This is a genomic window from Oceanobacillus sp. HCA-5259 (assembly GCF_037892815.1).
Classification (GTDB): Bacteria; Bacillota; Bacilli; order Bacillales; family Amphibacillaceae; genus Oceanobacillus; species Oceanobacillus indicireducens.
The window spans coordinates 1-22,627 of sequence record NZ_JBBKBV010000015.1; the positions used below are offsets into that span (position 1 = coordinate 1).

Genomic DNA, 22,627 nt, shown 5'->3' on the forward strand with positions numbered 1-22,627 from the left:
TAATATAGTCCCTTTTGCAGATTCGACGATCATTAATAATCAAATTGATTTTGATGAGATTATTTTAAACATCATTATTTTTATACCTTTTGGAATTTATTTGAGCATGTTGAAGCCAAATTGGTCGTTTTTGAAAAAAATTGCACCAATAGCGAGTGTAAGTTTGTTGTTTGAAGTACTTCAATTCGTATTTGCCATTGGTGCATCCGATATCACAGATTTTATAGGTAATACATTAGGTGGAATGGTAGGCATTGGGGTTTACTTTATACTCTGCAAAATATTTAAAGAGAAACAGAAAATAAATAAAGTCTTAAATGTCTTAGCTATAATTAGTACAGTTTGCGTTATAGGATTATTAGGACTACTAATTATAGTCAATTAAAATAGTTTATGAAGGTAGTAAGATTTTAAAGTAGGTAAATATAATGACTAGCAAAACTGTCTTTCGTATTAATATTTAAGCGAATGAATCTCCATATCTTTATTCGTTTCAATTGTTTCAATAAACTTCTGCAATGTATTTGTAAGGAATGTATCTTCTCTCCGAATGAACATTGTTTTCACTTTACTATATGCACCCGGTAAAGAATAACAGGAGATCAGCCCACTTTCTTCTAAATGGCTTACGGATGATCTCGGAACAAAGGCAATGCCCAGTCCAACGACAACACTACGGAGAATCGTCTCTAATGTACCGAACTCCATAATTTTCTTCGGATGAATATTCTCATCCTCATACCAAGACTCCAGACGGGCCCGGTATCCACATCCTTTTGAAAAACAAAGAACCGGCTCTTCCTGGATTGCATCGGTCAAATCTGCTTGGTGGTGGGCGATGAGTACAAGTTCCTCTTCAATCACTTCATGTGCCACAATTTCTGGAGAGAAATTCCCCGCTGTTACAAAGGCACCGTCCAACTGGTGGTCCAATACTTGTTTTTCCAATTGGCTGGTCACTCCGGAATATAGCGACAAATTGACATTTTTGTACTTTTTAACGAAAGAAGCAAGGATATTCGGCAGTTGAAAGACTGTTTCGATTGTGCCAATTTCGAGTCTCCCGGCAGGTTCTTCTTTACTTTGCACTGCTTTTTTCATTTCCTTGGCGAGCAACGTAATGTCCTCACTATATGTCAAAAGCTTTTTTCCTTCAGGTGTCAGAGTCATACCGCGATGGTGGCGATTAAATAAGGGTGTGTTCAATTCTTCTTCCAATTTCTGAATCCGAGATGTGATATTGGATTGGACGTAGCGAAGTTCTTTCGCTGCAGCTGTAATCGTCCCTTTCTTCGCCACAACTTGGAATATTTCCAGATCCTTTAATTCCATGACTTTCCCCCTCAATCTTATAGCAACTCAATGGTATCACTTAAAGTGATGGATGTCATCATTTTAATTCGTTTTACAAGATACCTACAGTATTAGACAATCGTAATAGAATAGATAAAGAGAGGGGAAAAGGGCAGTAATGAGAAAGAGTTTTTGGTTTGGAGCGATTCTTTGTTTTATCGCCGCGGCTTCCTGGGGTGCGATGTTCCCAGTTGCTCATTCGGCGTTTCAACATATTGATCCATTTTATTTTACGATTATTCGTTATGCAGGTGTAAGCGTCATTTTAGTGGCGTTTTTATTATGGAAAGAAGGGAAGCAGGCTTTCCGTTTGGAAGGAAATGGAAAGCAACTATGGTTTTTCGGTACAATGGCATTTACCATTTATAATTTGCTGATCTTCTGGGGAGAAGACTTATTAGGGGAGTCTGGAATCATGGTTGCTTCGGTCATGGAAGCATTAATGCCGATGATCTCCATCGTGATCGTCTCCTTGCTATATAAAAGCTTACCGAAAAGTCTTACTTTAGGATTCGTCGTTCTTGCTTTTGTCGGGGCGGTATTGGTTATTACAAAGGGAGATATCCAATCATTCCTCGGCGCAACGAGCAATATGTTCCCATCCTTGTTAATATTAATTGCAGTGATTGGCTGGGTTGTCTATACGATGGGGGGACCGCGGTTTGCTGGTTGGTCTGCCTTACGCTATTCCACGTTAAGTTGTTTGCTAGGGACAGGAACTGCAGTAGTTATCGTTGCTATCTTAACTCTTACCGGCTATGTTTCAGTTCCAACGGTTGAGACGCTCGTTGTGACAAGTCCACATTTGGCATTTATGACAATTTTCCCCGGAGTTATTGCACTTGTAGGCTGGAACGTCGGGGTAACGATCTTGTCACCGATTAATGCTCTATTATTCATTAACTTTGTACCAATCACAACACTGACCATTTCATTTATCCAAGGCACTAGCCTGACAGCGTATGATTATATCGGTACATTGTTCATCATCGTCTCCTTACTCGGCAATAACATTTATTTAAGAATGACCGAGCGGAAAAAGCAAATGAGAGAAAGCGCCAATTCACGTCTCGCGGAACATACATCGTAATGAATCAGATTTCTGGAAAAAGCTATTTCCATCAGGTGGGGGAGCTGCATATTATGAAAAAAATTCTAGAATTTACCATGTCACAGCGATGGGATCTTGATATATAAAAAGCTGCATGTCGATATCGATTGAAAATATGGTGGCAACACCGTAAAATATAGTGTAAAATATCTCACGTATTGGAGATAGGAGAATCGGTATGACAAAAAGTGTAAACAATGGAATTTTATTAGAAAGCGGAACGAATGAACTGGAAATTATCCTTTTCGAATTAGGGGATGAAACCTTTGCGATTAATGTGCTGAAAACGCGGGAAATCATCACTCCTATTCCGATTACAAGCATTCCGAAAGCTCCTGACTATGTAGAAGGTGTCATCCACTTGAGGGGAGAAATCATACCTGTAGTCAAGCTTTCAGACATTGTAAATAAGGAGGATTCGATAAATCCAGAGCAAGATCATTTTATTATCGCCGAACTAAACCAGATCAAGATTGCCTTTCGGGTGCATAAAGTGAAGCGTATCAACCGGATTTCCTGGGAGCAAATTGAGAAGCCAAGCGAACTCGCCACAGGCAACCAACCGTATGCGACAGGCTTGATTAAACTTCATGATGACACGCTCGCGGTCTTCCTTGATATTGAGAAAATCGTCGTCGAAATTAATCCGGAATTAGGCGGGAATGTGGACAGTATTAAGGCGTTAGGGCCGAGGGAACGCACGATGAAAAAAATCATTCTCGCAGAAGACTCAGGTGTATTGCGGGCATTGCTTAAAGATACATTGGAAAAATCCGGCTATGATAATGTGACAGTTTTTCAAAACGGGAAGGAAGCTTGGGAGTATTTGGAAGTACTTGCGAAGGATCAAACGGTCCATCCCGAAGAAATCGTGCAGCTTGTACTGACAGATATTGAAATGCCCCAGATGGACGGGCATCATCTGACCCACCGGATTAAGCAAAATAATCGTCTGAAAGGTATCCCGGTCATTATTTTCTCCTCCCTGATCACGGATGATTTATATCATAAGGGGGAAAAGGTCGGAGCAAGTGCACAAGTGAGTAAACCGCAGCTTGTCGACCTTGTGAAAGAAATCGATAAATATATTTTATAGGTTAGAGGAAAGTAAAACGCGTCACAACGGTTCAAGGGTTTGAGCCGCTGCGATGCGTTTCTTTCGCTTAATCGATATCTACAATCTTCATTGGATTTAAGATGTTATTCGGGTCTAATGTCTTCTTAATCTGCTTCATTATTTCAAGAGAAGCACCATGTTCTTGCTCTTGGTATGGCTTTTTCCCAATCCCGACACCATGTTCACCCGTACAAGTTCCACCGCGTTCCAGCGCATAGAGAACAATGTTTTTGTTGAATTCTTTTGCCTTCCTGATCTCTTCTTCGTTATCCAAATCAATCATTAGAATGGAATGGAAATTTCCGTCCCCAACGTGCCCAACAATTCCGCCCGGTATCCCTAATTTATCAACTTCCTGTCGTGCATAAATTGCAGCGTTCGCTAGTTCCGAAATCGGTACGGCTACATCGGTGAGCATCATTTTTTTACCTGGATAATCATGAGCAAAGGCATAGGCCAAGTTATGACGAGCTTCCCATAAGTGATTGCGGGCTGCTGTATCCGATTCAGAAATAAACTCCTGACAGCTCTGATCTTCCATAATTTCTTTTGCAAAGGCGAGGTCTGCCTTGAGACCTTCTGCATTCCCATGGAACTCAAGGAAAAGTGTCGGGACTGCCGGGTAATCTGTATCGCTGAATTTATTTAATTGAACGATCGATGCTTCATCGACAAATTCTACCCGTGCAATTGGAATACCAGCTTGTAAAATTGATGTTACAGCCTGGAAAGCATCGGAGAGATCCGGGAATACCGCGCGGGCTGCTACAATATGCTCAGGAATTCCGTATACTTGCAATGTTAATTCCGTGAAACAGCCGAGTGTACCTTCCGACCCGACGAAAAGTCCGTTCAGATGATAGCCGGAAGATGATTTCGTTGCTAAGCTTCCTGTATGGATAATGCTGCCATCTGCAAGAACAACTTCCATATCTCTCACTTGGTCTCGCATCACACCATACTTAACAGAAGTTGTACCACTTGCATTCGTTGCAGCCATACCTCCAAGTGTTGCGTTTGCTCCTGGATCGACGGTGAAGAACAATCCGTGTTTTTTCAGTTCTTTATTGAGCTGTTCCCTCGTCACACCAGGCTGGACCTTCACGAGCAAGTCTTCAGCTTTAATTTCTAAGATTTTATTCATTAAAGAGAAGTCAATTGTGATTCCGTTTTTGTACGGAATGATATGACCTTCTAGGCTGGACCCGACTCCAAAAGGGGTGACAGGTGTATTAAACTTTTGGGCAACTTTAATAATGTGGGCAACGTCTGCTGTTGATTTCGGATAGACGACAACGTCCGGTAGACTCTCTGCAAGATATGTTTCGTCGCGACCATGTAATTCTCTTACGGTTTTATTCGTTGTTACCTGATCTTCTGTTAAGTTTTCTTTTAAATGTTGTAATAGTTGTTCCAATGTGTAGACTCCTTTCATTGCCATTTACCGTAGTGTTTTTGGGACAAATTCTCTGACCCCGTGTCCCAGTGCCAGATTCCGTTTTTTTCTTTTTTGGTTAGTTGGCCTTTTGTTTCGAGGTAGTCGAGGAAGCTTAGCGTGTCGGACATGAGCGTGAAGAAGATATCTTCGTATTTGTTTGGGTGCCGTTTTTTCACGATTTCCCTTCCGGTTGTAATGCCTGCTTCGATGATGGACTTGATGCTTTTTGCTTTTGCTTCAATCGCATCAAGCCTTCTCTTTGCTAGTTTAGCAGGTTCATAGATGACCTTCCCATGTCCAGAAAGGGCAGTTTCCGGATTGAGCTCGATAATTTTTTCAAGCGAAGCTACGTGTTGCGTAAGGGCAGGGATTCGGCTACCATCCAGTGCTGGTTCGACAAAGGCGTTACTCCTTAAATGATCGATTAATAAATCCCCGATGAAGATAATACTTTCTTCTGGTAAATAAAACGCAACTTGATCCGGCGCATGTCCGGGGATTTCAATCACTTCAAAGTCGAATAGTGTACTTGATTCAATTGCTTTCACATTCCAGTTTAAAGCTGTTTTCGGATTGTTCATTTGCCGCTTGTATCTAGCCTTTACCTGTTCTGCTCCGAATTCTCCAGTATTTAATTTATTCAGTAAATCAGCGAAGAATGTATAGTTTTTATATAAAAATTCCGGGTCTCCTTTTATCTTCGGTAGTGCGTAGGGGTGGATATAGACCGGAGTATCGTATTCTTTAGAAATCCGGTGAACAAGCCCCACGTGGTCGAAGTGATGATGCGTTAATAAAATTGCCGTCAAATCACGGAACCGGATGCCGTTTGCTTGCATGGATTGCTGTAAGTATTCCCAGTAGGTATCTTTATCAAGGCCAGCATCGATTAAAAACGTCCGGTCATTTTTTTGAAGTAAATAAAAGTTAATGCTCTTTAACGTATTAGGTGCTGGCACTTCCAGCGGAATAATTTTCGTATTTGTTTTTTCAATCGTATAGGTCATCAAGATGGATTCCTCCATTCTCCCAGTTGAGTTGTCAGAGTTTTACAGAAAATATATAGTACTATCATAAGCGGAAAGATTGCTAAATACAAATACTTACTCCATAAAGTGAAACTTCATTCAGTGGGGATCCCTTCTCCCCACTGAATGTTAGTTGAACAGAATCAGGGATTTACGAACTGTTATCCCCACCCCTCACATAATGGGCTTCCCTCATGTTTAGAAGTGGGGGTATTACAGACCGTTAATACGTGATGAAAATTTCTCTAATGAGCAGAACATGATATGCTAAAATGAGGAATTAGAAATATTTTATAGGAACCCAAGTGGATTGGATGTGTAGAGATGAAGTACGGGAAGGTCGTGGAAGGAATTTTTGCGAAGAAGTTAAACCGCTTTGTCGCTGAAGTTTATATTAATGGGGAACTTGAAAAAGTCCATATAAAAAATACAGGTCGTTTAACAGAAATTTTAAAGCCTGGTGTTCCGCTTTCTTTAGAAACTTCAGATAATCCAAATCGGAAAACCCGCTTTTCCATCATTGCAGCACGTAAGGAAGAACGCTGGGTTAACATTGATTCACAGATTCCGAACAAGCTTGTTTATGATGCACTTGCCGCGGGAAAAATAAAAGAGTTTCATGGAATAAGAGATTTGAAACGTGAGGCGCGTTTCGGAAACAGTCGGTTTGATCTTTTTTATTACCGGGATGAGCGCGGTGGTTTTATCGAAGTGAAAGGTGTCACGTTAGAACAAGACGGGCTTGCAATGTTTCCTGATGCTCCGACAACAAGAGGAACGAAGCATGTGGAAACACTTATTCAAGCAGTGCAAGAAGGCTATGAGGCGACGGTTCTTTTTGTCATCCAGATGAAAGGCTGTCATTCATTTACGTCACATCGCGTCATGGACCCCCATTTTCACGAGGCTTTACAAGAGGCGGAACGTCTAGGTGTAAGCATTCTTGCTTATGATAGTCATGTAACAGCATCCACGATTCAACTCGATCGTCTACTTCCCATTGTATAATCCATTTACAGATTTCTTTTCCTGTGCGTTCTAATGGAATGAGTGAGTTTTTTCATATTGGTACAGCAGGAATCCAAGAAGCATAGGAGTGAACAGTATGATTTTCCTGAAAAAAGTGAGAGCATCCGATAAATCGGGTATTATTAATCTGCCTAAAAAAGAACGGACAAAATTCGGTTTTGAACCGGGTACATTACTTGAGATCCATCTAAAAGGAAAGGAAATTTGGATTTACCATTCAGGCCTCGATGACAAGAAAAATCAGCGGTATGTCTCAACGAAAGGTTCGATTACAATCCCTGCCGAGTTTAGAAGACTATTAGGCATCACGGAACCAACACCCCTTTCTCTTTATGTCGACATAGAGAAAGAGGCTTTTATATTGAAAAAAGACTAGATTACGATATAGTGAAGTTGCAATGCCAAATTTTTACTTGAGGTGATGAAGTGAAAACAGAAGAATATGTACACTATGACGCAGTAGGCTTAGCTGAACTATTAGAAAGAAAAGAAGTGTCACCGAAAGAATTAACTGAAATAGCACTGAATCGCTTGGAGGAAGTCCAACCAGACTTGAATCTAGCAACAAGTATCCGGAAAGACAAAGCATTAACAGAAGCAGAAGAGATAGAAGTAGGGAAGGCGCCCTTTGCCGGTGTGCCAACGATGCTTAAAAACGTATCCCAATCACTTCCCGGGGAAATTTTAAGCTCCGGCTCGAAACTGCTTGCAAATTATGTTGCTGAAGTAGAATCTCATTTTGTAAGAAAACTAAGAGAAGCAGGGTTTGTATTTTTAGGGCATACGAATACACCCGAATTTGCTTTAAAAAATATTACCGAACCAAAATTATATGGGCCAACCCGTAACCCGTGGAATCCCGAGTATTCACCGGGTGGTTCCAGCGGGGGAGCGGCAGCCGCAATTGCTTCCGGCGTGGTACCTGTTGCCGGTGCGAGTGACGGTGGGGGATCGATTCGTATCCCGGCGTCTTTCTCTGGATTATTTGGTCTGAAGCCGACAAGAGGAAGAATGCCAGTTGGTCCCGGTGCAGGGCGTGACTGGCAAGGTGCATCGATTAACTTTATGCTGACGAAAACCGTGCGTGACGCAGCAGCGATGATGGATCAGTTGCAGACGTTCCAACCAGAAGCGGCTTTCCATGCACCTGTTTTTGTAGATCATTATTTGGACAGTTTGAAGGGCGGTCAGAAAAAGCCGCTCCGAGTTGCATTTACCACCGAGTCTCCAGTTGGCACACCGGTGTCAGACGATGCGAAGAATGCCGTCATGAAAGTCGTGAATTGGCTTGAGTCGGAAGGGCATGAGGTGGATGAACGCACGAATGGTGTAGATGGCATACAATTGATGAAGGATTACTACATCATGAATAGCGGTGAAATGAATATGACCGTGCAAGGTTTGGAGCAGGCACTCGGTCGAGAGTTGACGGAAGATGATATCGAGCTTGAGGGTTGGATGATGCATGTTGCCGGAAAATCCATCTCCGGAGCAGACTTCTCCGCAAGTCTTGCTTCCTGGGATACAGCAGCTGCTCAGATGGCGGCACTGCATGAAACGTATGATTTCTATATTACTCCTGCGACAGCGGATATCGCTCCGAAAATTGGACAGCTTGAAGTGACAGGGGAGAAGAAAGAGGCGTTCCTGCGCGATATTCATAAAGGAACGAAAGACGAACAACAGCAGCTTGTTTACGATATGTTCCTGCCGAGCTTGACCTATACGCCATTTGGCATGCTTGCTAACTTGACGGGTCAGCCGGCGATGTCCTTGCCTGTTTACTTATCGGAAGAAGGATTGCCGCTTGGTGTTCAAGTGATTGCTTCGAAGGGTGAGGAGCATCGCTTGCTGAAGCTTGCTTCCGAGCTCGAGCAGACGGATCACTGGATTGGATTGAAAGGGAATCCATATTTTGTAAAATAAATGATGAAAGCAGTGGACGATGTGATGGTTCACTGCTTTTTTGTTTTTTACATCTATGAAGGTGGACGAGTATGCTTGTTTGGATGCTTATCGCTTCTCTAATCGCTTGAATGCCCGGATTTTGCGCACTTTCGCTTGAATAAGGCTGATTTAATCGCTCAAATGCCACCGATTCTCGCTACTTTGCTAGAATACCGATGATCTAATCTCGCAAATTCTAACATCCTAACCTCACCCTGTAGCCTACATTCTTTTGCGTCCCCTGAACTATAATAAATCCAGCTATCTTCCTTTTACATCACTACTCTTTTTTTGTATAGTGATGGTATAATTACTAATAATCTGTTACATACTAAATGCTAGAACAATAGCTTGATATATAGAAGTTGAGAGAGGGTTGGATAAGATGGCAGAAGTGATCGTTTATAATGAAAAGATTAATCCAGTCATTCAGAATATGAACCAGGTAATTATTGGGAAAGAGGAAGTTATTACCCTCAGCTTAGTTGCTTTACTTGCGAAGGGGCATGTCCTACTAGAGGATGTTCCAGGTGTTGGGAAAACGATGCTCGTCCGGACATTAGCGAAATCATTAGATTGTGATTTTAAACGGATTCAATTCACCCCGGACTTACTTCCGTCCGATGTTACTGGAATTTCCATATATAATCCGAAAGAAATGGAGTTTGAATTCCGGGGTGGTCCGATTTTAGGGAATATTATTTTAGCGGATGAGATTAACCGCACCTCTCCGAAAACCCAGTCCGCACTTCTTGAGGCGATGGAAGAGCAAAGTGTCAGTGTTGACGGCCGCACGATTACACTAAACCAACCATTCTTTGTCATGGCAACCCAGAACCCGATTGAGTATGAAGGGACTTATCCACTGCCAGAAGCGCAGTTGGACCGGTTTATTTTAAAGTTAAAAATGGGCTATCCGGCCTTTGCCGAAGAAATTGACCTGTTGGAGAAAACCTCGTTAAAGCACCCGATTGAAACCATTCAAGCCGTCATGTCCAATGCAGAACTAACGATGATTCAAGCTGAAGTGGATGATGTGTATGTCGACCGCTCGATCCACACGTATATCGTGAATATTGTAAACGGCACAAGGGAACACCCGGCCATTTACCTTGGCGTTAGTCCCCGCGGTTCGATTGCACTAATGAAAGCAGCGAAAGCATACGCGTACATTCACGACCGTGATTATGTGCTTCCTGATGATGTGAAATATTTAGCTCCGTTTGTACTTAGACACCGGATCATCCTTACATCAGATGCGAAATTCAACGGTGAAACGGGCGAAAACATCATGGAATCGATATTACGAGCAACACATATCCCGGTTCGAAGGGAATCGGACTGATGAAAGTCACAATTAGATTCATTGGAAACTTGCTATTCATTCTCATTCTGCTTGCTGCATTATTTTCCTACGCGATGTTCCAAGGTGGATTTGTCAGCTGGTTCTTATTCTACAGCTACCTTCCAATCCTGCTCTATCACCTATGTCTCTTATTTTATCCATTGAATCATTGGAAAGTGAGTCGAACGCTACCGAGACGAATCGTCCAGGCAGGTGACGCGATAGATGTAACGATCCACCTGGAAAGAAAGTTTCCTCTACCGCTTTATTACGGAGTGGTGGAAGAAATTATGCCAGCAACTTGGAATAGGTTGCATCACGACTATGCATTTTTAAATGAACCGGATCATGTAACGATCGATCGCACGGTGAAAAAAATGAAAATGATCGGGTTTAAAAAGCAGCTAGAGATTTCCTACCGCTTAGAAAATCTCCCTAGAGGAGAGCTTGAGCTGCAAGGCGTACGTGTCTTCATTAGCGATGTCTTTGGATTTGTGAAAAAGGAACATATCTTTCCGGTGCAAGACGAGCTGATCGTCCAGCCGAACACAAGGGAGATTAGGCTCTTGGACCGTGCTGTCAGCTTTGAACAGGGGCAGCAAGTCGTCAATCTTTTCCAGTTAGAAAATACGAATGTTGCAACGGGTGTACGTGAATACGCTCCAGGCGACCGCTTTTCTTGGATCCATTGGAAACAGACGGCAAAAAATCAATCCGTCATGACGAAAGAGTTCGAACAAGCAAGAAGCGATAGTCTCTTCATTCTTCTTGATGCATGCATTCCTAAACGAAAAAACCCATTAGCCTTTGAAGCGAGTGTCGAACTTACTCTGTCACTCATTAAAAAACTGGAAAAAGGAACAACTAATATTGAATTATTAACAGTCGGAAAAGAAACGAAAGAATTTACGCTAAGAGAATCCAATCAGGGGAAAAGTGATATTCGCTATTACTTGACGAAGATACAGCCAGACGGAGATGGTCCTTTTTCAGGTGCTTTAAAAGAATTGATGCTGACTGAGAAGCGAATGGAGCGACTCGTGATTATCACGTCTACGGTGGACGACTTCTTCCGGCAAACGATTCAAGAGTTAAGACAGCGTACCGCACAAATTGTGATTTTTTATATTCAAGGTTCAAAGTTTATCCTGGAAAAAGAACAGGACATGATTGCCCAGATAAAAAAATCTGGAATAGCAATCCATTTATTAACGGAAAAAGAATGGCTTACAACCCCACTTGAGGTGAGTATTCGATGAACGAGCAACAGAACGTGACCAAGTCAAATATTTATAATGTCATCCTTTACCTCGGTGGGCTCGTCCTTTTTCTGGAGTGGCTTTATCCGATTGAACAGGTGACAGACACGAGCAGTATCGCGGTTTTTGTAATTTATACGATTTTTTGCTTTTTTATTTCGCTCTTGCAGTTGAAATGGTGGGCAAGCTTTTTGCTGAAAGGCTTTGGACTTTTATTCATTTTGAATGGACTTTATTTTGATATGACCTTCCTTAGCAGGGAGTGGTTGAACTATTTTTTACTGGAATTTACGATGAACGCGAATATATTTATTAGCCAGGATTGGTATTATTTAAGCCCATTATTCCGGAGTTTTCTTTTTTTACTCCTAATCTGGTTAATGAGTTACCTGCTGCATTACTGGTTTGTGCAGATGAAGCGAATTTTCTTATTCATCTTCCTGACTTTCGTCTACATTACGGTGTTGGATACATTTACACTGTATGACGCGAAATTTGCGATCATAAGAATCTTTATTATTTCTTTAGTTTCCCTCGCGATTACGAACTTTAACCGCGACCTAGAAAGAGAGAAAATATCGCTCGACCGGATTAAGCAAAAAACAAAATGGATTCTGCCTATTATGCTTACACTTGTCTTCTCCGTCTTGCTTGGCCTTGTCGCACCTAAGCTTGATCCCCAATGGCCGGATCCAGTACCGTTTCTTGAAGGTGCTGCAGAACAGGTCGGCGGTTCTGGGAGTGGTACCATACAGAAGGTTGGCTACGGGGAAGATGATTCGCAACTTGGCGGCTCCTTTATCCAGGATGATACGCCGGTTTTTCATGCGGAGACTGACCAAGATCAATATTGGCGAATAGAAACAAAAGAAATTTATACCGGAAAAGGCTGGGAATCATCTGCTGATCATGACTATATTAAACAACAAGATGGAGAAATTCATCTGGATATGTATCACGGGAACGTGGAGACCGAAGAATCGACTGCATTAATAGAGTTTCAAGAGGGACAAAATTTAAAAAAACTAGTTTATCCGTATGGGGTAAAAAAATTCATGGCACCAATGCCTAAACCAGATCTATTCCTTGATCAGATCACAGAGTCAATCGAAGCTCGTGAAAACGGGGAAACACTGAGACTTGGCTTTTATCAGCTAGCCTATGACCGGACGTCTTATTCTTTAACTGCATTACGGGAAGACCCGGGAAATGATGAAGAGGAAATGGCGGAATATCTTCATCTGCCCGATACACTTCCAAGTCGCGTTGCTGAACTTGCGGAGGAGATAACGGCAGGTTATGAGAGCCGGTATGAGAAAACACGCGCGATTGAACGCTATTTTAGCAGTCACGATTTTACGTATCAGACGACAGGAGTTGCCGTTCCGGGCGAGGATGATGATTATGTTGATCAGTTTCTCTTTGAAACACAGGTTGGCTATTGTGATAACTTCTCGACATCTATGGTCGTCTTGCTTCGGACCCTCGATATTCCGGCTCGCTGGGTGAAAGGTTTTACCGGCGGAGAGATAATTGGTGAAGGAAACCGGGATAATTATCATATTTATGAAGTGACGAATTCCAATGCCCATTCCTGGGTGGAAGTGTACTTTCCAGAGTCTGGTTGGGTTTCCTTTGAACCGACTCAAGGCTTCTCGAACTTGACGGAATTCCATGCGGATCAGGCGAATACAGATACCGAAGATTTTGATGCTTATGATGACGTACTTGACGCTCCAGAGACAGAATTACCTGAAACTGAAAGGGAACTGGAAGAAGAGGAAACAACACCAGCAATGGCTAGTCCTTCTAATCATAATTTCAGTCTTGCCTGGTGGCAGTGTGGGCTTATTGTTTTAGTAGCTCTATTGATTTTCTTCGTACTGTATAAGTACCGTTTCAATATAAAAACGAAGCTCCTAGCCATGAAACTTAATCGCAACCAGAGTCAGGAAGCATTTCAAGAAGCATATCTTCATTTACTCACGGTTCTAGATCACGAAGGAAATGAACGAAAAAATGACCAGACATTACGTGAATATGCGAAACGAGTGGATGCCCATTATGGAACAGGTGAAATGCGAATGTTGACCGCTTATTATGAACGAATGCTTTATCGTAATGAATTCAATCCGAAAGAAATGAACAAACTAAAAACCACCTGGAAAAAGTTGCTGAAAACAATTATGGGTTGACCCGATTTCCATTGGTTAGTAAAATGAGAATATTAGATAGCAGACAGGAGCAATCACAATGAAACCAAATGAATTAAATGCAGAAGAGTTTATTGAGCAAGAAGTGCAAAAGATAAAAGAGCAAGTCGGCGATCAAAAGGTGCTTTGTGCCTTGAGTGGCGGGGTTGATTCCTCTGTTGCAGCAGCGCTCGTGCATAAAGCAATCGGTGACCAACTGACATGTATCTTTGTCGACCATGGTTTATTGCGTAAAAATGAAGCGGATCAAGTGATGGAAGTTTTCGCAGAAGATTTCCATATGAATATTATCAAAGTAGATGCAAAGAATCGTTTCCTATCTAAATTAGCAGGTGTCACAGACCCAGAACAGAAGAGAAAGATTATCGGAAATGAGTTTATCTATGTATTCGACGATGAAGCTGCGAAATTAGAGGACATCGGTTTCCTTGCACAAGGAACAGTTTACACCGATATTATGGAAAGCGGAACGGATGGTTCAAAAATAATCAAATCCCATCATAATGTCGGCGGCCTGCCAGAAGAAATGGAATTTGAATTGATCGAACCGCTTAAAACATTATTTAAGCAGCAAGTCCGCGCTGTCGGAACGGCACTTGGCATCCCGGATCATATTGTTTGGAGACAGCCATTCCCAGGGCCAGGACTTGGTATCCGTGTACTCGGCGAAGTGACTGAAGAGAAGCTTGAGATTGTAAGGGAGTCTGATGCAATCTTAAGAGAAGAAATCGCAAAAGCAGGCCTTGACCGTGAAATCTGGCAATACTTTACCATCCTCCCTAACATCCGCAGTGTTGGTGTGAAAGATGGAGGACGCTCCTATGTTCATACGGTTGGCATTCGTGCCGTGAATTCAGTTGATGGTGTGACATCGGACTGGGCGAGAATTCCTTGGGACGTGCTTGAGAAGATTTCGAGTAGAATTGTGACGGAGATCGAAGAGGTTAACCGTGTAGTTTATGATGTGACGAGTAAGCCGCCATCGACGATTGAGTGGGAATAATTCACTAGAGGCATTTGAAGTGAAAACGTTGATTTGACTGCATTTCGATGGTACGTAAAATGGATGAAATGATTAAAAATGAATAGGTTCTCCGCCAAGATTCCGCCAGAGAAGATGGAGAAAAATGAGGGATATTGTGTAAAAGCAGTATCTCTTTTTTTCATTTTCACTTATTTTGAAGTCGCTGTTAATTAGGGTTTTTTGAGCATTAGTTATTTAGAGAGTGAGAATTAATCGTTTAAAATTTATTAATAAACTAGACCTTCTAGAAAAATTATCTCCGCCATAGTGTTTTTACCTTGTGAATATTTTGAGTGAAATAATATAAAATTAACTATGCTAGGTTACCGAAAATGTTAACAAATAAAGGATGAGAAATGGAAGAGGTGTATGTATCATATACAATATATAACTCTATTCTTTGCAACTAACTCCATGCATAAGTGTGTGGCGATACTACAAAGAGAAATTATATAGAAATCCTTCGTTTTAATTACTTTCATAAGCATTTCGTGTTTGTTGGGTAAGGAAAAAACTAGAAATAAAGGACGGGAAAACCACATAACCGTTTCAGTGATAATTGATCTGGGGGTGTGGGAATATAAGAGATAATTAAAAAAGAAGGATTTACCGGTAAATTTATAAAGTAGTGATGGTGATTTAAACCTTACTATGACTCCTTTGATGTTTAATGTAATAGGATTTGAATGTTGCGAAAACGATAAATTTTTTATCATTAAGTATGAGACTAAAATAAAATAATGGATTTTATTAGTTTATTTCCCTATACAATACAATTTCAATACTATATATTGTGTTTTGTTAAGAGTTTTAAACTATATATAGTTGAATGGTGATGTTAAATAAGATAGAATAATAGCAGAGATAACATTAGGAGGGAAATAAATGGTTGATATGCAAAAACACTTCACAAATTTTCATGATGAAATTAAATTAGATTACGAAGATAATTCATTGTTAAGGGATTATCGTGACCAAGTTATTAGTGGATTAGAAGATCATTTAGATATTGATCATTCATTTAGTCATTTTCTTCAAGGTAGTTATGCTATGCATACTGGAATTAAAAGTATTGATGAAAACATTGATTTTGACATTGATATAGCTTTAAGTATTGATATGAAAAGAGAGGATTGCGTTAATCCAGTCACTGCAAAAAAATGGGTGAAAGAAGCGATGGAGAAGGTATTTCCTTCAGCTGAAATAAAAATAAAGAAACCATGTGTGACCATTAGTTTTGCTGGCGATTCAAATGACGAAAATGTTCATGTAGATATAGCTATTTATGCAAATGAAGATGGAAACTACTTTTTGGCAAAAGGAAAAGAATTTAGTTCTAGGGAAAATAGATGTTGGGAAGAAGCGGATCCAAAGGAGTTGAAAGATAAGATTACTAATAGTTATGCTGATGTTGACGATAGAAAACAATTCAGAAGGTGTATTAGATATTTAAAAAGGTGGAAAGATGAGAAGTTTAATCAAGAGAATCGACCAAATGGCATTGGTATTACTGTCTCTGCATTAGAAAGTTTTTATCCTTATTCTGTTACAGATGCGTTTTCAGGAAAGAAAACATACAATGATTTAGATGCTCTAGATAACTTTGTAAAGAATATGTTAAACAGTTTTTCCGAAACCTATAATTTTGAAGAGGATACATGGTATTCAAGGTTAAAGGTTTACCTTCCAGTTAAACCTAGAACAGATATATATGAACAGATGACTGATAAGCAGATGAATGATTTCAAAGATAAACTTAAAAATTTATCAGAAGATCTGGAGTATGCTAAAAATACATTAGATGAACATGAAGCAACTAAAAGAATGAATAAACATTTTGGGGATGATTTTATTATAGTTTCTGAAGAAGAGGTTGTTTCAAAAGCGGAAAGCAATGCGTTTGTTTCAGATTATCCAAGTGCTTAGGTGATATAATGTTGGATGAATATATTGAGTTATTAAAAGAGAAATTAAGTAATGTTAGACAAGCAGATGACACGAGTATTTTAGGAGAATATTCAAGCCGTAATGGAAAGGTTATAGTTTTGAAAATTACCTTACCTAAATTATTTCCGGTAGTGCTCCCCAAAATTTTCATTCAAAATATAGAGGAATTAAAAATATTTATTCCACATGTTGAACAAAATGGATTTGTTTGTTTTTCAACAGAGAACAACATTTTATTTGATAGAACAACGCCAAAAACATTAGTTTTAGCTTCTTTAATGAAAGCGATAGAAACAATAGAATCTGGGGTTTCAAAGACTAACATTTCAGACTTTAGGAAAGAGTTCGTTGCGTTTTGGGATGCACAAAAAGACATAAATTATGTGAGTAATTTCGTTCGTCCTGATAATTCAATTAAGTCTATTGATGTTCTTAGTGATGGTGAACATTTGATTGTATGTGATAAGCTAGATGACGGATATATTCCTGATGAAATTGAGAGGTTTTATCCAAACAAAATTCAGCGGATATCTTCGATAGACGCTCTTTTTATACCTTTAAGAGACAATAATAATGTTTTGCCTCCAAACCCAAGACAAGGTTGGAGTAAGAAGCAACTAAAAGCAATTATTACTAAAAACTTATCTCAATCCAATAAAGTATTTTTTAATAAATGGATTCAGTTAAAAAATAGCAAAAACGGTAAAATAATTCTATTGAGTATTCCAATCGAAGAAAATAATGATATTATTATAGGTGTTTTTTTGAAAACTAGAAATACTTCTTTTAAAAAATTTACGGGAAATATTACACCGCTATTAGTGAAGAGACTTGATTTAGAATATTTACTTGAAAGAACAAGTGGAGACCATAGTTTTATTAATTTAAATATTGCTTTAGTTGGAGCGGGGTCAGTCGGAAGTAAAGTTGCGTCGGAGTTGTCAAAGTTTGGAATTAGAAAAATGACTATTATTGATCCAGATATATTTTCAGTTGATAATCTGTATCGACATTCGCTTGGAGTTAGTAGTTTTCATGGGAAAAGTAAGGGTATATTTAAGTGCGAGGCATTAGCAGAATGCTTGGAAAAAGATTCACCATATCTAACTGTGGAATATGAAGCAATGAATGTGTTAGACATTTTAGAGAAGGAAGAAAATTATTTTGATACATTTGATTACATCTTTATTTGTATAGGGGATACTATGACAAGCTTACAATTAAACCAATTGTTCTCTATGAGAAAATATAGAGCTTTTTATTCATGGGTAGAACCTTTAGGTATTGGAGGTCATTCTTTATATATAGATTATTCAAGGCAAGGATGTTATGAATGCCTATACACTGATCCAATTACAGGGAATTTGATTCCCAACAGAGCATCTCTTGCAGAAGAAGGGCAACAGTTTGAAAGGAACTTAGCTAGTTGTAGATCTGCTTTTATCCCCTATGGTTCATTGACTTCCAGTCGTGGTGCCTTAGAAGTTGTTGAACTATTTCAAAAAGCGGTTTATAAAGAGGTAGAGAATGGTATTAAGACTTGGTTTGGAGAAACATCTACTTTTGAGTCTAAAGGTTATAGATTTAGTCAAAGGTATTTTAGTTTAAATAAAATAAATAGCTATCAGTCGAATTTTATAAATAATAAATGTAAAATTTGTGGGGTATGCCATGATCATTTTTGAGAATTATCATTTAGCTGTTGAGTTAACTTCTCAAGTTGAGAATCTTTTTAAGGGGTATATTCAGATTGATTCTGAAATGTGTGAATCCGGGGGTGTCCTTATGGGAAAAAGGCTGAAGAATGGAAATATTATCATTACTGATGTAACTTTACCACAACCGGAAGATGAATGTAGTCGTAATTTCTTTAAAAAGAATAGAATTATTCATCAACAGCTATCTGATGAAATATGGGTGAATAGTGAGAAAAAAATTATTTGTATTGGTGAGTGGCACACACATCCAGAGGGCATACCATCTCCATCGAGTGTAGATAAAATTAGCTGGATACGTAATGTAAAAAAACAAAATGATGAGAATAACTATATTTTTATTATTGTAGGCATAAATACAATCAATGCTTGGAGTTGTAATAAAAGTTTTAAAATAACTAAAATGGAAAGGATCATGGAAATTGAAGGTCTTTAAATCAAAAATTATTATTCAAATTATTCTAATTATCCTACCGTTTTTAGCTACTCCCATTGTGGTATATTATAATAGCCAAGCATTTAATGGGATAAAGAACATTTTAATTAAAAAATATTTTTCCGATATTATAACAGATGTGGAAATTATAATATCTTCATTGAAAATTAATAGTAATATTGTAGTAATAGCTATTTCAATGGTATTGTCCTATTTATTGTTAGTTAAGTTTCGGGCATGGAATCAAAACAAATATGTAAACAAGGGTAATAATTACATTGATTGTTCTTATGCATATTTTTTTATAGCGGGAAGAATATTGAATTATAGTAAAATAAATTTAGTTAGAATTCCAATTTGGCTTCAATACTCTATCATAATAGCTGATACCTTTGATCAAATTATATATAGCGAAGATTTAGACATAGATAGTAATGAAGCAAGTGTCAAGATATTTGATAATAACAAAGACTTTTCAAAAGTAAATTTAGTGATAGAGGATACGTACACTATTTCAATTGAGCAGATACCTGAAGCAAAAAGAGATTTTCCTTTAATAATAATCAGCAGAGCCAATGTTGATGGTAGAGTAAGAAAATATAGTAAAAGTCTTGTGAACTTAGTTTTAAAGAAGGTATATGAATATGAAAATGAATTAAGTGAATTAAATATATATGCGACTACAAATACCAAACATAATTATGAAATTGCTGAGAAATGCTTTAAGACAGGGAATAGATCTTCTAATTATAAATTAAAAATATATCAACAGAGTTCTGAAGGCAAAAGGATGTTTACCACTCCTTATTCCATTAAGAAATAAACTTCAGAATTATTATATCTTATATTGTTTTGCTATTAGGTCAAATTGAAATCTTTGAAGGGAAACTTAGTATTCTTCGTTAGCATATTTACATCAAGATCTCTATATTTGTTTCTTTAATTTTTTACAATCGTTATTATTACAAAGTTAGAAAAAAATGATTCTAAATATTGATAAATATACCATTAATCACATCAAAATCGTCATTTAAACGGCATCTACCGATAGATGGCGTTTTTTTGTTGTGAGAATTTAGGAGTGATTAATTATGAGTCCCTTTTATTCCCGTTCCCCTCCTATTTCTTTAGTTTGTTATTTTTGCACATAAATAAAACTAAAACAAAGAAAAGAGGTATGTATCGTGGAATTAAAATATGTCATTCCAAATATGGAAAAAACGTTTGGGAATTTAGAATATGCTGGTGAAGGTAAAGTGGAACAACGTCGTATTAATGGGCGCATGACAACATTGTCACGCAGTTACAATCTGTATTCTGATATTCAACGTGCAGATGATATTGAGGTGATCTTGCCACAAGAAGCTGGAGAGAAATTCTTTGAACATGAAGAAAAAGTGAAGTTGGTTAATGCTAGAATTACCGCAGAAGGATATAAAATTGGTGATCGTGGTTTCACAAATTATATTTTACATGCAGACGACATCGTCAAAGCATAAGGAGGAAAAAACATGAGATTAGCAGAAGGAATTGTCATTGATAAAGAAAAGACATTCGGATTATTAAAATTTTCGTCATTACGTCGGGAAGTGTTTTTGCAAAATGAAGATGGGACAGTATCAACGGAAGTAAAAGAACGCACCTATGATTTAAAGTCTCGTGAACAAGGTCGTATGATTCAAGTGAGTATTCCTGCTTCCGTTTCCTTAAAAGAATTTGATTATAATGCAGAAGTCGAAATCATTAATCCTGTCGCAGATACCGTCGCAAATGCAACTTTTCGTGGGGCAGATGTGGATTGGTATATCAAGGCAGATGATTTAATTTTAAAAGGGAAAACAGCGTCGCCAGGCACTAACACTCAAAAATCTACTTCACCCAAAGATAAATAATGAAATTTTACCGAAAAAGAGGGAAGCGAATTCGACCGAGTGACGCATCCCTCTTTTTTCAATTTATTTTCTTTGGATTGTTTGGTGTATGGCTTGTTTGCTTTATCCCTTTTCATGTAAAGTTTTTACTTTCTACAACGTGGGAATTTGATCCATTTCAAACTCAATTTGTAAGTATGTACGGATTCACTTCACTAATCATTAGTTTGGTTATGGTGGCAATAAGTGCATTTGTTTATTATCGATATCGTTACAACCATCTAAAACAGTTGATGCATCGACAAAAGCTCGCAAAGATGATTTTAGACAATCAATGGTATGAAACAAAACAAGTGATAAATGAAGGTCTTTTCAAAGATATCCCATCTAGTAAGGCAAAGGAAAAAATCAGTCATTTTCCAAAGATGTATTATCGGTATGAAAAAGGCCTGATTCATATTCAAGTAGAAATAACACTTGGTAAATATCAAGAGCCATTGTTAAATTTAGAAAAGAAGTTAGAAAGTGGCTTGTACTGCGAGTTAGTATCAAAAGAATTACATGATTCCTATGTAGAATACGTCCTGTTTTACGATATGGTTGCGAACCGTATTTCGATTGAAGAAGTCATTGCACAAAATGGCAGCTTAAAGCTCATGAAGGCAATGGATTGGGAATATGATCAGCTTCCACATATGTTGATTGCTGGCGGAACAGGTGGTGGTAAAACGTATTTTATCCTTACATTGATTGAAGCACTGTTAAAAACCAATGCGAAGTTATATATTTTAGACCCCAAAAATGCCGATTTAGCCGATCTAAGTACTGTCATACCTGATGTATATTATAAAAAGGAAGACATGATGGCATGTATTGACCAATTTTATGAAGCGATGATGGCTCGGAGTGAAGAAATGAAACAAATGCAAGGATATAAAACAGGAGAAAACTATGCTTATTTGGGTTTAGCTCCTCACTTTTTAGTTTTTGACGAATACGTAGCTTTTATGGAAATGCTCGCCTCTAAAGAGAGTACAGCGGTATTAACAAAACTAAAACAGATTGTCATGTTAGGACGTCAAGCTGGATTCTTTCTTATTCTCGCGTGTCAGCGGCCAGATGCAAAATATTTAGGGGATGGGATTCGTGATCAATTTAATTTTCGTGTTGCTTTAGGAAGAATGTCCGAACTTGGATATGGCATGATGTTTGGAGTGCGCCCGTATGGGCATGTCAATGAATGTGTATTGACAACACACTAGGGTTGAAGATACGAAAAGTTTTACCCTATTAACAACCAACTTATCTGGAATGGAAACTGACCAGGGAGTGTAGCATGTTGGTAAAGCCATAAGTTAGATGAACTATCCATCTAAGACTGAATCGGCAAGTTAAAACTATGAAAACGAGGATGAAAGCTATACTGCTTGAATGGTAGTCTGTCGGGGGCAATCATCCCTATAACGGAACGATAGATATATACGTTATATCGAAATGGATAGAATCGGTAGAGCCAAAGTCGATTTTATACGTATCTCCATTTCTTCGACCACGGTATAAGTGGCATACAGATGAAACACACATCCGACATTTTATAAAGTCAGTCATTACATGTACTAAACGGGGATTGCCTAAGTCAGAACGCTTGAAATAAGCTATGTGCAATCCTGTATAACAGGGATAAATTTCAAGAGTAAAATCAAGAAAGATGGCACTGAATATCTGATAAGGTAACGGAGATTCCGTAGTAGTCAGAGCTGGGGAAAGCCTAGTACAGGGCGAAGGGAATCAGCT

The 22,627-nt window shown here is 38.7% G+C and carries 19 protein-coding genes and 1 pseudogene; 17 read left to right on the forward strand and 3 right to left on the reverse strand.

Going from position 1 to position 22,627, the window contains the following annotated elements:
* Positions 1–385: VanZ family protein (locus WKU33_RS10000; protein ID WP_340454360.1), on the forward strand; the 385-nt coding region annotated here is incomplete at its 5' end.
* Positions 386–453: 68 nt separating this feature from the next.
* Here the strand turns inward: WKU33_RS10000 and WKU33_RS10005 are convergent.
* Entirely contained in the window at positions 454–1,332 is an 879-nt protein-coding gene (locus WKU33_RS10005) for a LysR family transcriptional regulator (protein ID WP_340454362.1), read from the reverse strand.
* A gap of 139 nt (positions 1,333–1,471) precedes the next feature.
* Here WKU33_RS10005 and WKU33_RS10010 point away from each other — a divergent pair, with 139 nt between their 5' ends.
* Positions 1,472–2,443 carry a DMT family transporter gene (locus WKU33_RS10010; RefSeq protein ID WP_340454364.1) on the forward strand — a complete coding sequence of 324 codons (972 nt, stop codon included), beginning with the start codon at positions 1,472–1,474 and terminating at the stop codon, positions 2,441–2,443.
* A gap of 199 nt (positions 2,444–2,642) precedes the next feature.
* Positions 2,643–3,560 carry a chemotaxis protein gene (locus WKU33_RS10015; RefSeq protein WP_340454366.1) on the forward strand — a complete coding sequence of 306 codons (918 nt, stop codon included), beginning with the start codon at positions 2,643–2,645 and terminating at the stop codon, positions 3,558–3,560.
* A 67-nt stretch (positions 3,561–3,627) separates the two neighbouring features.
* On the opposite strand, the gene WKU33_RS10020 is transcribed toward WKU33_RS10015, so the two are convergent.
* Positions 3,628–5,016: an FAD-binding oxidoreductase gene (locus WKU33_RS10020; protein WP_156856986.1), complete on the reverse strand. Its 1,389-nt coding sequence runs from the start codon at positions 5,014–5,016 to the stop codon at positions 3,628–3,630.
* Entirely contained in the window at positions 5,013–6,026 is a 1,014-nt protein-coding gene (locus WKU33_RS10025) for an MBL fold metallo-hydrolase (protein WP_336252066.1), read from the reverse strand. The genes WKU33_RS10020 and WKU33_RS10025 overlap by 4 nt, the downstream gene beginning before the upstream one ends.
* Before the next feature lie 345 nt (positions 6,027–6,371).
* Between WKU33_RS10025 and sfsA the strand changes: the two genes are divergently transcribed.
* From sfsA to WKU33_RS10095, 14 genes and pseudogenes are all read left to right on the forward strand, one after another.
* Entirely contained in the window at positions 6,372–7,055 is a 684-nt protein-coding gene (gene sfsA / locus WKU33_RS10030; protein WP_188856844.1) for a DNA/RNA nuclease SfsA, read from the forward strand.
* A gap of 97 nt (positions 7,056–7,152) precedes the next feature.
* On the forward strand, positions 7,153–7,452 hold the full coding sequence (locus WKU33_RS10035; protein WP_156857953.1) for an AbrB/MazE/SpoVT family DNA-binding domain-containing protein: 300 nt from the start codon (positions 7,153–7,155) through the stop codon (positions 7,450–7,452).
* A 50-nt stretch (positions 7,453–7,502) separates the two neighbouring features.
* Positions 7,503–9,002: an amidase gene (locus WKU33_RS10040; RefSeq protein WP_336252018.1), complete on the forward strand. Its 1,500-nt coding sequence runs from the start codon at positions 7,503–7,505 to the stop codon at positions 9,000–9,002.
* Positions 9,003–9,408: 406 nt separating this feature from the next.
* Positions 9,409–10,368, forward strand: a complete 960-nt coding sequence (locus WKU33_RS10045) for an AAA family ATPase (protein WP_336252017.1) — start codon at positions 9,409–9,411, stop codon at positions 10,366–10,368.
* Entirely contained in the window at positions 10,368–11,627 is a 1,260-nt protein-coding gene (locus tag WKU33_RS10050) for a DUF58 domain-containing protein (protein ID WP_188856842.1), read from the forward strand. Before WKU33_RS10045 ends, WKU33_RS10050 begins: the two co-directional genes overlap by 1 nt.
* Positions 11,624–13,822, forward strand: a complete 2,199-nt coding sequence (locus tag WKU33_RS10055; protein ID WP_340454371.1) for a transglutaminase TgpA family protein — start codon at positions 11,624–11,626, stop codon at positions 13,820–13,822. Before WKU33_RS10050 ends, WKU33_RS10055 begins: the two co-directional genes overlap by 4 nt.
* Before the next feature lie 58 nt (positions 13,823–13,880).
* Positions 13,881–14,843, forward strand: coding sequence for a glutamine-hydrolyzing GMP synthase (guaA, locus tag WKU33_RS10060; protein WP_268239585.1), 963 nt, complete (start codon positions 13,881–13,883; stop codon positions 14,841–14,843).
* 906 nt (positions 14,844–15,749) lie between these two features.
* Positions 15,750–16,790, forward strand: a complete 1,041-nt coding sequence (locus tag WKU33_RS10065; protein ID WP_340454373.1) for a nucleotidyltransferase — start codon at positions 15,750–15,752, stop codon at positions 16,788–16,790.
* An 11-nt stretch (positions 16,791–16,801) separates the two neighbouring features.
* The gene (locus WKU33_RS10070) at positions 16,802–18,496 is read left to right on the forward strand and encodes a ThiF family adenylyltransferase (protein ID WP_340454375.1); all 1,695 of its coding nucleotides are present in this window, start codon (positions 16,802–16,804) and stop codon (positions 18,494–18,496) included.
* Positions 18,483–18,962 (forward strand): Mov34/MPN/PAD-1 family protein, encoded by a 480-nt coding sequence (locus tag WKU33_RS10075; protein WP_340454377.1) that lies wholly within the window; start codon positions 18,483–18,485, stop codon positions 18,960–18,962. The genes WKU33_RS10070 and WKU33_RS10075 overlap by 14 nt, the downstream gene beginning before the upstream one ends.
* Positions 18,949–19,785, forward strand: a complete 837-nt coding sequence (locus WKU33_RS10080; RefSeq protein WP_340454378.1) for a hypothetical protein — start codon at positions 18,949–18,951, stop codon at positions 19,783–19,785. The genes WKU33_RS10075 and WKU33_RS10080 overlap by 14 nt, the downstream gene beginning before the upstream one ends.
* Before the next feature lie 361 nt (positions 19,786–20,146).
* On the forward strand, positions 20,147–20,461 hold the full coding sequence (locus WKU33_RS10085; RefSeq protein ID WP_340454379.1) for a YdcP family protein: 315 nt from the start codon (positions 20,147–20,149) through the stop codon (positions 20,459–20,461).
* Between the two features lie 12 nt (positions 20,462–20,473).
* Positions 20,474–20,854 carry a YdcP family protein gene (locus WKU33_RS10090; protein WP_340454381.1) on the forward strand — a complete coding sequence of 127 codons (381 nt, stop codon included), beginning with the start codon at positions 20,474–20,476 and terminating at the stop codon, positions 20,852–20,854.
* Positions 20,854–22,047: pseudogene (locus WKU33_RS10095) on the forward strand (FtsK/SpoIIIE domain-containing protein); the annotation flags it as partial. The gene WKU33_RS10090 and the pseudogene WKU33_RS10095, both read left to right, overlap by 1 nt.
* Between the last annotated feature and the right edge of the window lie 580 nt (positions 22,048–22,627).

Bases quoted from the DNA above. Each gene is read 5' to 3' on its own strand.
- WKU33_RS10005 (WP_340454362.1), bottom strand. From the start codon at position 1,332: ATGGAATTAAAGGATCTGGAAATATTCCAAGTTGTGGCGAAGAAAGGG.
- WKU33_RS10010 (WP_340454364.1), top strand. From the start codon at position 1,472: ATGAGAAAGAGTTTTTGGTTTGGAGCGATTCTTTGTTTTATCGCCGCG.
- WKU33_RS10015 (WP_340454366.1), top strand. From the start codon at position 2,643: ATGACAAAAAGTGTAAACAATGGAATTTTATTAGAAAGCGGAACGAAT.
- WKU33_RS10020 (WP_156856986.1), bottom strand. From the start codon at position 5,016: ATGAAAGGAGTCTACACATTGGAACAACTATTACAACATTTAAAAGAA.
- WKU33_RS10025 (WP_336252066.1), bottom strand. From the start codon at position 6,026: ATGACCTATACGATTGAAAAAACAAATACGAAAATTATTCCGCTGGAA.
- sfsA (WP_188856844.1), top strand. From the start codon at position 6,372: ATGAAGTACGGGAAGGTCGTGGAAGGAATTTTTGCGAAGAAGTTAAAC.
- WKU33_RS10035 (WP_156857953.1), top strand. From the start codon at position 7,153: ATGATTTTCCTGAAAAAAGTGAGAGCATCCGATAAATCGGGTATTATT.
- WKU33_RS10045 (WP_336252017.1), top strand. From the start codon at position 9,409: ATGGCAGAAGTGATCGTTTATAATGAAAAGATTAATCCAGTCATTCAG.
- WKU33_RS10050 (WP_188856842.1), top strand. From the start codon at position 10,368: ATGAAAGTCACAATTAGATTCATTGGAAACTTGCTATTCATTCTCATT.
- WKU33_RS10055 (WP_340454371.1), top strand. From the start codon at position 11,624: ATGAACGAGCAACAGAACGTGACCAAGTCAAATATTTATAATGTCATC.
- guaA (WP_268239585.1), top strand. From the start codon at position 13,881: ATGAAACCAAATGAATTAAATGCAGAAGAGTTTATTGAGCAAGAAGTG.
- WKU33_RS10065 (WP_340454373.1), top strand. From the start codon at position 15,750: ATGGTTGATATGCAAAAACACTTCACAAATTTTCATGATGAAATTAAA.
- WKU33_RS10075 (WP_340454377.1), top strand. From the start codon at position 18,483: ATGATCATTTTTGAGAATTATCATTTAGCTGTTGAGTTAACTTCTCAA.
- WKU33_RS10090 (WP_340454381.1), top strand. From the start codon at position 20,474: ATGAGATTAGCAGAAGGAATTGTCATTGATAAAGAAAAGACATTCGGA.